This window comes from Bacillus sp. RC51, assembly GCF_044908115.1.
Classification (GTDB): domain Bacteria; phylum Bacillota; class Bacilli; order Bacillales; family Bacillaceae_G; genus Bacillus_A; species Bacillus_A mycoides.
Window position 1 is genome coordinate 275,507 of the sequence record NZ_JBIYCW010000003.1, and the last position, 14,867, is coordinate 290,373.

Sequence of the window (14,867 nt, forward strand, 5' to 3'; positions counted from 1 at the left end):
TTTTGATAGTATTTTATAAATTATCTAAATAATTATTTGTATCAAATAATTTTAAACAATGATATAATTTCGAAGAGGGGTAAAAAACAGATAAATTATAGTCATAGGGGTGAATTACATGGAACAATTAATGCGAAATTCGTTTCTTTTCTTATCTAAAAATAAAGCGCTAACAAAACTGGCTAAAAAGTACGGTTTACGCTTTGGTGCAGGTCGCTTCGTCGCAGGGGAAACGATTGAATTGGCGACAGCTGCAATTAAAGCATTAAATAAGCAAGGTCTTTGTGTAACAATCGATTATTTAGGTGAATTCGTTGATAATGAAGCGGAAGCAAATGAAATGGCCAGCGAATCGATTGAAGCGATTCGTGCAATTGGAAGAGAAGGTCTTAATTCACAGCTTTCTTTAAAGATGACTTCTATGGGATTAGATATCTCTGACGAAATCGTAATGAACAATATGCGCCGTATTTTAGAAGCTGCAAAAGAAAATGGTGTGTTTATTACAATTGATATGGAAGACTATACGCGCTGCGGAAAAACAATTGATATCTTTAAACAATTGAAATCTGAATACGATAATATTGGTACTGTTATTCAAGCTTACTTATATCGTACAGAAAAAGATATTGAAGATTTAAACGCTTATAATCCTAATTTACGTCTTGTAAAAGGGGCCTATAAAGAATCTGAAGAAGTAGCGTTCCCGGAAAAGAAAGATGTAGATGACAATTATAAAAAAATTATTAAAATGCACTTATTAAATGGAAATTACACTGCAATTGCTTCACATGACGAAGCGATTATTGAATATACGAAAAAACTTGCGGAAGAACACAACATTCCAAGGGATCAATTTGAATTCCAAATGTTATTTGGTATTCGTACAGAGCGTCAACTTGAGCTAGTAAAAGAAGGTTACAAAATGCGCGTTTACGTGCCTTATGGAAACGACTGGTATGGCTATTTCATGCGCCGTCTAGCAGAACGTCCAGCAAACGTTGCGTTCGTATTAAAAGGTATGATCAAAAAATAACCAAGGAGAAAATACTCCTTGGTTATTTTAATTGCTGAAATGCGTAGTGCGCCATTTTCTTCGTATCAGGATATAGCTGCGTACGAGTAGAAGATAACACGACGTTAATGACGCGTTTACCGTCTTTTTCATCAACTGTTACGACTGTGTATTTTCCGAGTGCTGATAAACCGCTTTTACTTCCAATCGCATATGGATCGTCATATAGTTCTTCTCGTCCATAGTTTGCGATTTTTGGAGAGCGTTCGGAAGTATGTAGAGTTGTACGTGTTGAATTCATATATTCTAAAACAACCGGGTACTTTAATGCTTCTTTCGTAATAATAGCAATATCATAAGGTGATACTTTATTTCCAAGTGCATCAGCACCACTTGCGTTTTTGAAAGTCGCATGCTTTGTACCGAGTTCCTTCGCTCTAACATTCATCATTTTCACAAACTTTTCTTTTGATCCCGCAATATGTTCAGCGATTGACTCAGCGATTGGGTCTGCACTAATAATAAGCATAAGTTTTAATGCCTCGTCACGTTTTAACTTTTCACCCGCGCTAAGCTTAATCTTTGCACTTTGACTTTCTGTTTTAATCGCATTCTCTGTAACCGTAATTTCTTCATCTTCTTTTACATTCTCTAGTAAGAGTAAGGTAGTCATCATTTTCCCTATACTAGCGGGATAAGAGCGTTCATCTTCCCGTTTTCCATACAAGATTTCACCTGTGTCTGCATCGATTGTAATCCCGTATTGCCCAGTAATGTTAGGCTGATCTACTTTTACAGCTTGTTGTCTGTGAGCGTAAGAAAAGAAAATCATCCCTGTAAATAGTGTGGCGATCATTACAATCATAATTATTGTTCGTTTCATCGTCGTTCCCTCTTTTGTTTTCCATATGTACAAATAAATTGGGCAGAAAAAGCAGCCATTAATCATTATGCCACGTTCTCTGCCCAAAAATATAGCGTTATTTTTCGCCCATATTATGCTTCTTAAATTGTTGGTTATTACTTTGACGCCCTTTTTCAACACCGTGATTATGCGGACCTGCATTTCCAGTTACACTTGCTGCGCTAATTCCAGCTTTTGAAGGGTTCTTCTTAAGTTTTGCCATATATATTCCTCCTGTTTCGTCAGATTATAAAAAGGAAAAGTGCATTTTAATGAAGAAAATACACATGTATAGCATAGCCAAATGAAAGAAATATATTTATTTCAGAAAATTTTATCAATAAATATATTGCGAAAATTCAAACTGTATCATATATTTATTAGTAGAGGCTCACTCATTGATTGCGACTTATGTCGAAAAATTGAATGAGCATTCATTCAAGAATAGGGGGAGAAATGGATGTTCCAAATTAAAAAGGCTGCTGTTCTAGGTTCAGGCGTAATGGGTTCAGGGATTGCGGCACACTTAGCTAATATTGGTATTCCGACATTATTGCTTGATATTGTACCACCTGCGCTTACGAAAGAAGAAGAGGCGAAGGGACTTACATTAGAACATAAAAGTGTGAGAAATCGTTTTAGTAATACGGCTGTGCAAAAACTATTAAAGCAAAAACCAGCTCCTCTGACAGTGAAAGGAAATTTAGCACTGATTGAAGCAGGTAACTTAGAAGATGATCTTGAGCGTCTAGCTGATGTAGATTGGATTATTGAAGTAGTAGTTGAAAACTTAGATATAAAGAAGAAACTATTTGAAAAAGTAGATGCTGTTCGTAAACCAGGCTCAATTGTGAGCTCAAATACATCAGGCATTTCCGTTGAAAAAATGGCAGAGGGTCGTTCAGACGACTTCCAGAAACACTTCTTAGGAACACACTTTTTTAACCCACCACGATATTTAAAACTTCTAGAGGTAATACCGACGAAAGAAACTGATCCACAAGTATTAAGCTTCATGAAACTATTTGGCGAAGACGTTCTTGGAAAAGGCGTTGTTATCGCAAAAGACACACCAAACTTTATTGGAAACCGCATCGGTACGTATGGATTGCTTGTAACGCTTCAAGAAATGATTAAGCGTGGCTATAGCATTGGAGAAGTTGACTCTGTAACAGGTCCATTAATTGGTCGTCCGAAGAGCGCAACGTTCCGTACATTAGATGTTGTTGGTTTAGATACATTCGTACACGTTGCAAATAACGTATATGAAAATGTACAAGAAGAAGAGCGCGACGTATTTAAAGTACCTGCTTTTATGCATGACATGCTTGATAAAAAATGGCTTGGAAGCAAAACAGGTCAAGGCTTCTTCTTAAAACAAGGAAAAGAAATTTTAGAATTAAACCCTGAAACGATGGAATATGGAGCGCGTAAAAAATTAAAAGCTGCGTCCGTAGAGTTAAGTAAGCAAGAAAAAGGATTAGCGAATAAATTGAAAGCGCTTGTATACGCGAAAGATCGCGCAGGAGAGTTGTTATGGAACATTATCACACCAACTCTTTTATACTCTGCAAAGCTTCATAAAGAAATTGCTGATGATATCGTTGCAATTGACCAAGCGATGAAATGGGGCTTTGGATGGGAGCAAGGACCATTCGAAATTTGGGATGCAATCGGCGTTGAAAAGTCTGTTCAAAAGATGGAAGAAAACGGCGCAGTTGTTCCTACTTGGGTGAAAGAAATGGTAGAGAAAGGTTTCACTACTTTCTATAAACATGATAACGGCGATAGCTACTATTACGACAATGGTGAATATAAGCTAATCGAACGTAACAAAAAAGCAATTTCTCTTAAGCAGTTAAAAGAGAAAAACGGTGTGTTAAAGAAAAATAGCGGAGCGAGCTTAATTGATTTAGGCGATGGTATCCTTTGCTTAGAATTCCATTCGAAGAGCAATGCAATCGGTATGGATATTACGCAAATGATTAACTACGCTGTTGATGAAGTAGAGAAAAATTATAAAGGTCTCGTTATCGGAAACCAATCGAAGAACTTCTGCGTTGGTGCGAACCTTGCAATGATCTTAATGGAAGCACAAGACGACAACTACTTTGAAATTGAGTGGGTTGTGAAAAACTTCCAAGATGCAATGACGAAAATTAAGTACTCTTCTAAGCCAGTTGTAGCGGCGCCATATGGTATGACGCTTGGCGGCGGTACAGAAGTTTGCTTACCAGCTGCGAGCATTCAAGCTTCTAGTGAGACTTATATGGGCTTAGTAGAAGTAGGTGTTGGCTTAATCCCTGGCGGAGGCGGTAACAAAGAGTTATACATTAAACACTTAAATAAAATGGCAAACGGTGTAGAATTCGACTTACAAAAAGTTGCGAATAAAGTATTCGAATCTGTAGCGATGGCGAAAGTTTCTACATCAGCACAAGAAGCTGTATCGAACAACTTCTTAGGCGATAAAGACGGTATTAGTGTGAATGGTGATCACTTACTATATGATGCGAAACAAAAAGCACTTTCTTTATATGAAGCAGGTTATAAAGCACCTATCCGCAAAAAGATACCAGTTGTTGGTGAGTCAGGATATGCAGCGCTTGTACTTGGTGCAGAGGCAATGCATTTATCAGGTTACATTTCTGAACATGATCTGCACATTGCGAAGAAACTGGCATATGTCATTGCGGGCGGAAAAGTACCGTACGGAACAGAAGTTGATGAGCAGTATTTATTAGATGTAGAGCGTGAAGCATTTATTAGCTTAGTAAGTGAGATGAAATCACAAGCAAGAATGCAGCACATGCTTGTAAAAGGAAAACCATTACGTAACTAATAACGAGGGGAGATATCGTTCATGAGAGAAGCTGTCATTGTTGCGGGAGCAAGAACACCAATTGGAAAAGCAAAGAGGGGTTCATTAAAAACAGTTCGTCCTGACGATCTAGGGGCGTTAGTAGTAAAAGAAACGTTAAAGCGTGCGAATTATGAAGGACCAATCGATGATTTAATTTTCGGTTGTGCGATGCCAGAAGCAGAGCAAGGTTTAAATATGGCTCGTAATATCGGCGGATTAGCAGGACTTTCTTACGATGTTCCAGCTATTACAATTAACCGTTACTGTTCTTCAGGTTTACAAAGTATCGCTTACGGAGCAGAGCGCATTATGCTTGGTCACTCTGAAGCTGTATTATCAGGCGGAGCGGAATCAATGAGTTTAGTTCCAATGATGGGGCACGTTGTTCGTCCGAACAGTCGCCTTGTAGAAGCTGCTCCAGAATATTATATGGGTATGGGACATACAGCAGAGCAAGTTGCTGTGAAATATGGAATTTCTCGTGAAGAACAAGATGCATTTGCAGTAAGAAGTCATCAACGTGCTGCGAAAGCATTAGCTGCAGGGAACTTTGCGGATGAAACAGTATCTGTAGATGTGACGTTACGCTCGGTTGGATCAAACAACAAACTGCAAGAAGAAACAATCATTTTCGCACAAGACGAAGGTGTAAGAGCAGAGACAACGCTAGACATTTTAGGTAAATTACGTCCAGCATTTAACGTTCGCGGTTCTGTAACGGCTGGTAACTCTTCACAAATGAGTGACGGTGCAGCAACTGTACTATTAATGGATCGTGAAAAAGCAGTGAGCGATGGCATGAAGCCACTTGCAAAATTCCGTTCATTCGCAGTAGCTGGAGTACCACCAGAAGTAATGGGAATCGGTCCAATCGCTGCAATTCCGAAAGCATTAAAACTAGCTGGTTTAGAGCTATCTGATATCGGTCTATTTGAACTAAATGAAGCATTCGCTTCTCAATCTATCCAAGTTATTCGTGAACTTGGTTTAGATGAAGAAAAAGTAAACGTAAACGGCGGTGCAATCGCACTTGGACATCCACTTGGCTGTACAGGTGCAAAACTAACACTATCTCTTATTCACGAAATGAAACGCCGCAACCAACAATTCGGTATCGTAACAATGTGTATCGGCGGCGGAATGGGAGCAGCGGGAGTGTTTGAATTACTATAAAAAAAGTGGAAGCGGCTCGTTCTAAACGAGAGGGCGCTAAAGCAAAGAATGGAAGCAACAAAGGTTTATCCCGCATTAACGGGCAGTAAAACTCCCACTTCGAAATTCGGCTGGAGCAAAGAAGTAGGTGGGAGATCAACTGCCCGTAAACGCCCGATTGGTTCAACTAATAATCAGTGGGAAGGAACAAAACCCCCACTGATTAAAGTTTCACTTTATAAAAAATAAAAGTGAGAGCTAGCTTCTCTTAAAATGAGAAAAGCGGCTTATGAAAATATGAAGGAGGAAATTTTCATGGAAAAAACAGTAGGAAATGCGGTTAAAGGCGGTAGCTTTTTAGTAGAGGAGATTACGATTGATCAAGTATTTACGCCAGAAGATTTTTCATCTGAGCATAAAATGATTGCAAAAACGACAGAGGACTTTATCGTAAATGAAGTTCTTCCAGAGCTTGAATATTTAGAGCAACACGAATTTGATCGTTCTGTGCGTCTTTTAAAAGAAGCGGGTGAACTTGGTTTACTAGGCGCTGACGTACCAGAAGAGTACGGCGGAATTGGTCTTGATAAAGTAAGCTCAGCGTTAATCGCAGAGAAATTCTCGCGCGCTGGTGGTTTTGCAATTACTCATGGTGCTCACGTAGGTATCGGATCTTTACCAATCGTGTTATTCGGTAACGAAGAGCAAAAGAAAAAATATTTACCACTACTTGCAACTGGTGAAAAATTAGCGGCATACGCATTAACTGAGCCAGGTTCAGGATCTGACGCATTAGGTGCAAAAACAACTGCACGTTTAAATGCAGAAGGTACGCATTACGTATTAAATGGTGAAAAACAATGGATTACAAACTCTGCATTTGCTGACGTATTTATCGTATACGCAAAAATAGACGGTGAGCACTTCTCAGCATTTATCGTAGAGAAAGACTACGCTGGTGTATCTACAAGCCCTGAAGAGAAGAAAATGGGTATTAAATGTTCTTCAACTCGTACGTTAATTTTAGAAGATGCGTTAGTACCGAAAGAAAACCTACTTGGTGAAATCGGTAAAGGCCATATTATTGCGTTCAACATTTTAAATATCGGTCGTTATAAATTAGGTGTTGGTACAGTTGGATCTGCGAAACGTGCAGTAGAAATTTCAGCACAATATGCAAATCAACGTCAACAATTCAAACAACCAATCGCTCGCTTCCCATTAATTCAAGAGAAACTTGCGAATATGGCAGCGAAAACATATGCAGCTGAAAGCTCTGTATATCGTACAGTAGGTTTATTCGAAAGCCGCATGAGCACATTATCTGAAGAAGAAGTAAAAGACGGTAAAGCAGTAGCAGCTTCTATCGCTGAATATGCAATCGAGTGTTCTTTAAATAAAGTATTCGGTTCTGAAGTGCTAGATTATACAGTAGATGAAGGTGTTCAAATTCACGGTGGTTACGGATTTATGGCAGAGTACGAGATTGAAAGAATGTACCGCGATTCTCGTATTAACCGTATTTTCGAAGGCACGAACGAAATTAACCGCCTAATCGTACCAGGTACGTTCTTACGTAAAGCGATGAAAGGTGAATTACCACTTCTTCAAAAAGCACAAAAATTACAAGAAGAGTTAATGATGATGATGCCAGAAGAAGTAGGCGATGAGCCATTAGCACTTCAAAAATATTTAGTAAAGAACGCGAAGAAAATCGGTTTAATGGTAGCTGGATTAGCTGCTCAAAAATACGGTAAAGCATTAGATAAAGAGCAAGAAATTCTTGTGAATATCGCTGACATCGTAAGCAATCTTTACGCAATGGAATCAGCTCTTCTTCGTACAGAAAAAGCAATTAAAACAACTGGTCTTGAAAAGAATAAACAAAAAGTGTTATACACTGAAGTATTCTGCCAAGAAGCATTCAACGAAATCGAAGCAGATGCGAAAGAAACACTTATCGCAGTTGAAAATGGCGACATGCTGCGCATGATGTTATCATCATTACGTAAATTAACTCGCCACACACCACTTAACGTAATTCCGAAGAAACGTGAAATCGCTGCAAAAATTTTAGAAGATGAGCGTTACACAGTTTAATAGCTGTAAAGAACAGTAGTCGTATAAACGGCTACTGTTCTTTTTTTTGCAAAAATGAAATTTTTAGTGACATAAAACTAATGCCATTAGTATAATAAAACTAATAGCATTAGTTTTATTCGGAAAGGGAGCTGGAAATATGAGAGTGATACATGAAAAAACGGTATATCAATTGTCATTTTTACCAAGAGTGTTTCCTGTGAATTGTTACTTTGTGGAGGAAGAAGATGGTTTAACTTTAATTGATGCGGCTTTGCCATATAGCGCAAAAGGTATTTTACAGGCGGCTGAGAACATAGGGAAACCCATTACTAAGATTGTATTAACACATGCGCATGATGATCATATCGGTGCACTAGACGCATTAAAGGAAGTACTTCCTAATGTTCCAGTCTATATTTCTAAGCGGGACGCAAAGCTGTTAGAAGGAGATACGACGTTACAAGAGGATGAACCGAATATACCGATAAAAGGCGGTGTACCTAAAAAGGTAAAAACGGTACCTGATGTTTTATTGGAAGATGGCGACCGAGTTGGATCGCTTCTTGCGATTATGACACCGGGACATACGCCAGGATCCATGTCGTTTCTTGATGTACGAAATAAAGCTCTTATTGTCGGGGATGCATTCCAAACAAGAGGAGGTATGGCTGTTTCGGGTCAAATGAAATTTTGGTTTCCGTTCCCTGCGATGGCAACGTGGAGCAAAGAAATATCATTACAAAGTGCAGAGAAGTTAAGCGAATATGAGCCTTCTTTGCTTGCGGCAGGACATGGGAAAATGATAAAGAATCCAGGCACTGTCATAAAACTTGCTATTAAGGAAGCTAAGCGGAATATAGAAGGTAGGAAAGAGGGATAATTTATGTCACCGAGAATCGGACTTACATTACAGAAAATTGTAGAAACAGCGGCCGAAATTGCAGATACAAATGGAATACAAGAAGTAACGTTAGCTTCATTAGCGCAAACATTAGGGGTACGTTCACCCTCGCTATACAATCATGTAAAAGGCTTACAAGATGTACGGAAAAATCTTGGTATGTACGGAATCAAACAGCTGTATAAAAGACTGGAAGAAGCGGCCGAGGGTAAATGTATGGATGAAGCAATTCATGCTTTAGGAAAAGAGTATGTAGCATTCGTACGCAAGCATCCTGGACTGTATGAAGCAACTTTTTTAAGAGATGAAGAAGTAAGAAAAGCAGGTGACGGAATTGTAACGCTTTGTCTTCAGGTTTTACAACAGTATGGCTTAGAAGGAGAGAATGCACTTCATGCGACACGTGGATTCAGAAGTATTTGTCATGGATTTGCGTCGATTGAACAGCAAGGTGGATTTGGTTTGCCGCTAGATTTAGATACAAGTTTACATGTATTATTGGAAACGTTTATTAAAGGATTACATGTAATGAGAGATTGAATAGGAAGCAAAAAAACGTGAATTTGTTACTGATCATGCTTTTTGTATAGTAGGCTGCCGTTTGCTGGAGACAAGATTACAAAAGGATGTGAAGTGAAATGTTTGCAGGACATTTTGGCTTAGCGGCAGTAGTGAAAACAAAGTCACCTAAACTACCACTTTGGGCTCTCATGTTAAGCACACAATTATTGGATGTCATTTTTTTACCGCTTTATGTTTTAGGAGTAGAGACAATTGAGCCTATTAATAGTAATGGTTATGGTGAAGCAATCATTCACGCAGATTATTCACATTCTTTAATAGGGGCATTGTTTATTGCCTTTGTTGCAGGAATAGTAGGTATGAGATTTTGGGGCAAACGGAGTGGCTTTGTTGTTGGGGCTGTAGTTTCTAGTCATTGGATTCTTGATTTACTTGTGCACCGCGCTGATTTGCCGCTACTTCCAGGGAATTTCGGAGACTTACCTATGCTAGGTTTTGGGTTGTGGCGATTTCCGGCTATTAGTATCATATTGGAATGTATTCTTATTGCGGTGGGTGGCATATTATACTTCAGATTTACCGTTTCCAGTGCGGGCGAACAAAAGAAATTTATAGCAAGAGTAACCGGCGGATTGGTAGTTATATTATTAATTCTTTCGTTACGTATAAGTATGGCGTTTTGAGTATGAATAGCCAGAAACCTTAGAAGCGATTCTAAGGTTTTTTAGTGCATATGATTCCAAAAGAACCGTAGGCTTTTTCTCATTAAATGATATTATCTTGCAGGTTTGAAAAATGTGTATATGGCTAAGGAAAAGCAAACGAAAATAAATGCGATAGGGTCTTGATAGGGATTAGGTTCAGAGCCCTTCTGGATTTCTGTAAGGAAGTCATGTGTTTTCATGTTCATTTCTCCTTTAATTAATAAGTTTTATATGATGCGAGGGTTATGGTGGATAGATAAGAAATTTTTGGAATTCCATCTAATAATTATTCTATAGTAATCTAGTTTCAAAAACTATATAATACAAAGTTTTCATGATATGTAAAATTGCATATTATTCTTTTTGAAAATTTTGTTACGATATCTATATATTTGTATTAAGTGTTTTTGTTAAGGTAATGAAAACAAATGGAGGAATAGTATGAAAAAAGCAGTATTAGACGCGTATAATGCAGAAAGAGAAGTAGATAACATAACATATAAAAATCTAGTTGTAACGATTGCAAGCATTCTAGGGTTCTCACTCTTAGGGGGATTATTCCTTGCTTTAGCCCTTGGAATTTTTGGAGAAGAGGTATTACGTGCTAATTTAGAGGGATATTATTTACTTCTATTTGATGCAGCTGTTGTTACTATTGTTTTATTTGCTTATAAACCAGTGCTTCATTTTATTAAGAACATTTGGGATGTATCTGTTTTAAAAAATGGGAAAACCTACTTGTATTTATTAATAGGTTTTATCATCATTGCATTAACTCAGTATGTAATGTTAGAGTTGTTTAGCTTTGAAAGTGCAGAGCAGCAACGAGATCAATTAGGGAGCTTAGGACTTCAAAATAGTCTACAAAGTATTATATATGTGTTAAGTGTTGCTATAATTACACCAATTAAAGAAGAAATTTTATATAGAGGTATTTTGTATCGATTTTTTGAAAAGAAATATAGTTTTCTAGTTGGTACCATTATTTCTTCCTTCATCTTTGGGATTCTTCATGGTGGTTTTCCGATTACGGCAATGATTATGGGGATTGTATTTGCTATGTTATATAAGAAAACACAATCTATTGTACCTAGTATCATTTTACATATTGTATGGAACCTACTTGTGAGTATAAGTATGATTGTTTCTTTATAAAATTGAATGAATATTTAGCAGAAAAGATGAATGGCCTAGCTATTCATCTTTTATTTTGTTTATATGTGGGAAAAGTTAATGAATACAATCCAAAAAGAACCAAATACTAATGATGAATGAACAAAGAAAGGCGGGTATGTTAGATGCAAAACTTAACAGAGCTTGAAGTTGAAAACTTACGTCATTTAATTGGTGGACATGCGACGATTATTAACAAATTGGAACAGTATGCACAGGCTTGTACGGACCCACAGCTAAAGCAAATGCTTGAGAAGGATGCACAAGATGCACGAAATACGAAACAGCAGTTAATGACTTTTCTAGGATAGGAGGAAGAGAGAAATGAATGAAAAAGATATGGTAAATGATTATTTAGCAGGGTTAAATTCAAGTTTAACAAGTTATGCAAATTATATTTCTCAGTCTGATAATGAACAGTTACATCAAACGTTAATTCAAATTCGTAATCAAGATGAATCCCGTCAACGTAATATGTATGAATACGCAAAGCAAAAAAGTTATTACAAACCGGCAGCACCTGCTAATCCAATGATTGTACAGCAATTGAAAAGTCAATTAAGTGCGGAATAGTGTGATGAATGAAACGAGCGAATGGATTCGCTCGTTTTTTTGTTTGGTATATGTCAATAAATACATAAAAAATATTTTTCCGGTTGTAACAAATATGACGAAAATGTAATATAACAATTCACAAAAAGGACAAAAGTTTGCTCAATATTTCACAAAGTATCCATGGTTTCTATCGTGAGAACCTCTATAATTAGGGGTGTAAAGAACGAAAGAAATAGACTACATGATCAATTAGGAGAGATTGCTATGAATAGAAACACAAGAAAAATTGCAATTATCGGTACTGGATTAGTTGGATCAAGCTGTGCGTATTCCATTGTAAACCAAGGGATTTGCGAAGAGCTATTGTTAATTGATATAAATCATGAACGTGCAGTTGGAGAAGCGATGGATTTATCGCACTGCATTAACTTTACAAATACAAGAACAAAAGTATATGCAGGAAGTTATGAAGACTGCAAAGATATGGACATTGTAATTATTACAGCAGGACCAGCTCCAAAACCTGGACAAAGCCGTTTAGACACTTTAGGAGCAAGTGCAAAGATTATGGAAAGTATTGTTGGCGGCGTAATGGAAAGTGGATTTGATGGTATTTTCTTACTCGCATCGAACCCAGTTGATATTATTACATATCAAGTGTGGAAATTATCTGGATTACCTAGAAATCGTGTGATAGGTACTGGTACATCACTAGATTCTTCTCGCTTAAGAACAATTTTATCTGAAATGTTACATGTAGATCCTCGTAGTATTCATGGGTATTCATTAGGAGAACATGGTGATTCTCAAATGGTTGCTTGGTCTCACGTAACTGTTGGTGGAAAATCAATTCTGCAAATTTTAGAGGAACAAAAAGAACGCTTAGGTGAAATAGATTTAGATGAAATTGTTGAGAAGACTGCAAAAGCTGGATGGGAAATTTATAAGCGCAAAGGAACTACTTATTACGGAATCGGAAATTCTTTAGCTTATATTGCTCGCTCAATTTTCAATGATGATCACCGTGTTATCGCTGTTTCAGCCATTTTAGATGGTGAATATGGCGAATACGATATTTGTACAGGAGTACCAGCAATTATTACTAGAGATGGTATAAGAGAAGTGGTAGAACTAAACTTATCAGAAGATGAAGAAAGTCGCTTTGCAAAATCAAACGATGTTTTACGCGATTATATGAAAACAGTTGGTTACTAAATTATAGGAGAAGGTGAAACAAATGAAGGAATATATAATGTCTCGTGTGTTTAAAGCTTCAGCCGGAATCGCACAGGGTATTTTCGTATCCCTTGGAATTGGTTTACTGATCGAAAATATAGGAAGAATTGTTGATATCCCATTACTTATTACAATCGGAGTTGTTGCAAAATCACTTATGGCACCAGCAATTGGAGCCGGGATTGCCTTTATGCTCGGTGCAAACGGACTCGTAATTTTCTCAGCAATGGTAGCTGGAGCAATTGGAGCAGGTTCCATTTCAATTACTGAAGCTGGTCTCATCATTAAAACAGGTGAACCAATCGGTGCATTATTAACAGCGACTTTAGCAGTTTATATTGGTAAACGATTAAGTGGAAAAACTGCTTTAGATATGATGCTCGTTCCATTTGCAGCAATATTAGGTTCTGGTTTAGTCGGTATTTGGTTAGCTCAAAATATTAGCCCAGTTTTAAATACAGTTGGAGCATTCATTAAAGATAGTTCAGCTGGTAGCCCGTTTATCGCTTCTATCGTGATTGCTGTAGTTTGGGGATTGTTACTTATCTCTCCAGCTTCATCAGCTGCGTTAGCGATAGCGCTTAGCTTAGACGGTGTTGCAGGCGGTGCAGCACTTGCAGGATGTGTTGCTCAATTTATCGGATTCTCTGTTATTTCAGCGAAAGAAAATAACTTAGGTGGCATATTAGCCCAGGCACTTTGTACTCCAAAAGTGCAGTTACCGAACATTACTAAAAATCCAATGATTCTCGTCCCAACTGTCGTCGCCAGTGCAATAGTTGGCCCAGTATCGGCACTAATTTTCCAACTGGAAGCAGGAAAAGAAATTGCAGGTCTTGGATTAAGCTCTCTTATCGCACCAATTAATTTAATTTCCAGTCAAGGGTGGGAAGTTGTCCCAGCGATGGTAATCACTTATATCATCATTCCAGTAGCTGTTTCTTATATACTGTACATTGCTCTTAAAAAAGCAGGTCGTATTCATTCTGGTGATATGACTGTACCGCAATCTTAATTTGAAAATCTCCTTAATATAGAGAAAAGCAGACTGAAGCCACAGTCTGCTTTTTTACATTTTATGATTTTGTTTTACTGGAACACGTACTGTTTCTTTTGCTAATAATAGCTGAACGCCGAAGTAAAGTACGCTTGCAAGCGTCATTCCAGAAATGGCGTCTACAAATGCATGCTGCTTCGTAAATAATGTTGATAAAATAATAAGCGTACCGAAGAAAGTAAGGATGTAATATTCCAAAGTATGCTGTTCCTTGCGCTTAAAGGCAGCTAACATAATTACAAATGTCGTAAGGACATGAATGCTTGGGAAGCAGTTTACTGGATGATCAATACTATAAATATAGCGGACTAGTTCGGAAAATACATCTGTTCCAACGACGGTTGGGCGTGGTACAGTTGTCTGCCAAAAAAAATAAATCGAAAAACAAGCAAGTTTTCCAAGAATTACACTACTTAAAGTGACATAATATTGCTTTCGATCAGCAAAACAGTAATAAATAAGTGCACCGTATAAGTATGGAAACCAAAGTAAGTAAGGAATAATAAATGCTTTCACAAATGGAATCCAATCATCTACTACAGTTGTGACATCTACTGCGTGAACAGTAGATTTATTTAATACATCGTAAAGGGGACTTACGAGTACGAGTAGAAGTATATAACTTAACGGAAGAAGAGATGAAAGTTTAAATTTCTTCATGATAATCTCCTATGTTTTAGTAATGTAAATAAATTCAATTGAT

Annotated in this window: 16 protein-coding genes; 13 read left to right on the forward strand and 3 right to left on the reverse strand. The window is 37.5% G+C overall.

The window, feature by feature from the left end; genetic code table 11:
• Positions 1-118 precede the first annotated feature (118 nt).
• Positions 119-1,036: a proline dehydrogenase family protein gene (locus ABH959_RS09795; RefSeq protein ID WP_002067989.1), complete on the forward strand. Its 918-nt coding sequence runs from the start codon at positions 119-121 to the stop codon at positions 1,034-1,036.
• A gap of 22 nt (positions 1,037-1,058) precedes the next feature.
• Here the strand turns inward: ABH959_RS09795 and ABH959_RS09800 are convergent, their stop codons facing one another.
• Positions 1,059-1,898 carry a D-alanyl-D-alanine carboxypeptidase family protein gene (locus tag ABH959_RS09800; RefSeq protein WP_113938396.1) on the reverse strand — a complete coding sequence of 280 codons (840 nt, stop codon included), beginning with the start codon at positions 1,896-1,898 and terminating at the stop codon, positions 1,059-1,061.
• A 97-nt stretch (positions 1,899-1,995) separates the two neighbouring features.
• On the reverse strand, positions 1,996-2,142 hold the full coding sequence (locus ABH959_RS09805; protein WP_085312722.1) for a YuzL family protein: 147 nt from the start codon (positions 2,140-2,142) through the stop codon (positions 1,996-1,998).
• Positions 2,143-2,379: 237 nt separating this feature from the next.
• Here ABH959_RS09805 and ABH959_RS09810 point away from each other — a divergent pair, with 237 nt between their 5' ends.
• The 12 genes from ABH959_RS09810 to ABH959_RS09865 all read left to right on the forward strand — a co-directional run bounded on the left by ABH959_RS09810 (position 2,380) and on the right by ABH959_RS09865 (position 14,122).
• The gene (locus tag ABH959_RS09810) at positions 2,380-4,761 is read left to right on the forward strand and encodes a 3-hydroxyacyl-CoA dehydrogenase/enoyl-CoA hydratase family protein (protein WP_404492523.1); all 2,382 of its coding nucleotides are present in this window, start codon (positions 2,380-2,382) and stop codon (positions 4,759-4,761) included.
• A 21-nt stretch (positions 4,762-4,782) separates the two neighbouring features.
• Positions 4,783-5,955, forward strand: a complete 1,173-nt coding sequence (locus tag ABH959_RS09815) for an acetyl-CoA C-acetyltransferase (protein ID WP_404492524.1) — start codon at positions 4,783-4,785, stop codon at positions 5,953-5,955.
• Positions 5,956-6,003: 48 nt separating this feature from the next.
• Positions 6,004-6,183, forward strand: coding sequence for a hypothetical protein (locus ABH959_RS09820; protein ID WP_033708507.1), 180 nt, complete (start codon positions 6,004-6,006; stop codon positions 6,181-6,183).
• A 66-nt stretch (positions 6,184-6,249) separates the two neighbouring features.
• Positions 6,250-8,034 (forward strand): acyl-CoA dehydrogenase family protein, encoded by a 1,785-nt coding sequence (locus ABH959_RS09825; RefSeq protein ID WP_002089410.1) that lies wholly within the window; start codon positions 6,250-6,252, stop codon positions 8,032-8,034.
• A gap of 139 nt (positions 8,035-8,173) precedes the next feature.
• Complete coding sequence (locus ABH959_RS09830) at positions 8,174-8,896, forward strand: MBL fold metallo-hydrolase (RefSeq protein ID WP_404492525.1); 723 nt, start codon at positions 8,174-8,176, stop codon at positions 8,894-8,896.
• Between the two features lie 3 nt (positions 8,897-8,899).
• The gene (locus ABH959_RS09835; protein WP_113938393.1) at positions 8,900-9,457 is read left to right on the forward strand and encodes a TetR/AcrR family transcriptional regulator; all 558 of its coding nucleotides are present in this window, start codon (positions 8,900-8,902) and stop codon (positions 9,455-9,457) included.
• 98 nt (positions 9,458-9,555) lie between these two features.
• Positions 9,556-10,122, forward strand: a complete 567-nt coding sequence (locus ABH959_RS09840) for a permease (protein WP_404492526.1) — start codon at positions 9,556-9,558, stop codon at positions 10,120-10,122.
• A 462-nt stretch (positions 10,123-10,584) separates the two neighbouring features.
• Positions 10,585-11,298, forward strand: a complete 714-nt coding sequence (locus ABH959_RS09845) for a CPBP family intramembrane glutamic endopeptidase (protein WP_002068003.1) — start codon at positions 10,585-10,587, stop codon at positions 11,296-11,298.
• Positions 11,299-11,441: 143 nt separating this feature from the next.
• Positions 11,442-11,627: a hypothetical protein gene (locus ABH959_RS09850; RefSeq protein ID WP_002089398.1), complete on the forward strand. Its 186-nt coding sequence runs from the start codon at positions 11,442-11,444 to the stop codon at positions 11,625-11,627.
• A 13-nt stretch (positions 11,628-11,640) separates the two neighbouring features.
• Positions 11,641-11,889, forward strand: coding sequence for a spore coat protein (locus ABH959_RS09855; RefSeq protein ID WP_002034620.1), 249 nt, complete (start codon positions 11,641-11,643; stop codon positions 11,887-11,889).
• 246 nt (positions 11,890-12,135) lie between these two features.
• Positions 12,136-13,086: an L-lactate dehydrogenase gene (locus ABH959_RS09860; protein ID WP_420196576.1), complete on the forward strand. Its 951-nt coding sequence runs from the start codon at positions 12,136-12,138 to the stop codon at positions 13,084-13,086.
• Positions 13,087-13,108: 22 nt separating this feature from the next.
• Positions 13,109-14,122 carry a PTS sugar transporter subunit IIC gene (locus tag ABH959_RS09865; RefSeq protein ID WP_002089394.1) on the forward strand — a complete coding sequence of 338 codons (1,014 nt, stop codon included), beginning with the start codon at positions 13,109-13,111 and terminating at the stop codon, positions 14,120-14,122.
• 54 nt (positions 14,123-14,176) lie between these two features.
• Here the strand turns inward: ABH959_RS09865 and ABH959_RS09870 are convergent, their stop codons facing one another.
• The gene (locus tag ABH959_RS09870) at positions 14,177-14,824 is read right to left on the reverse strand and encodes a phosphatase PAP2 family protein (protein ID WP_113938390.1); all 648 of its coding nucleotides are present in this window, start codon (positions 14,822-14,824) and stop codon (positions 14,177-14,179) included.
• Positions 14,825-14,867: the final 43 nt, after the last annotated feature.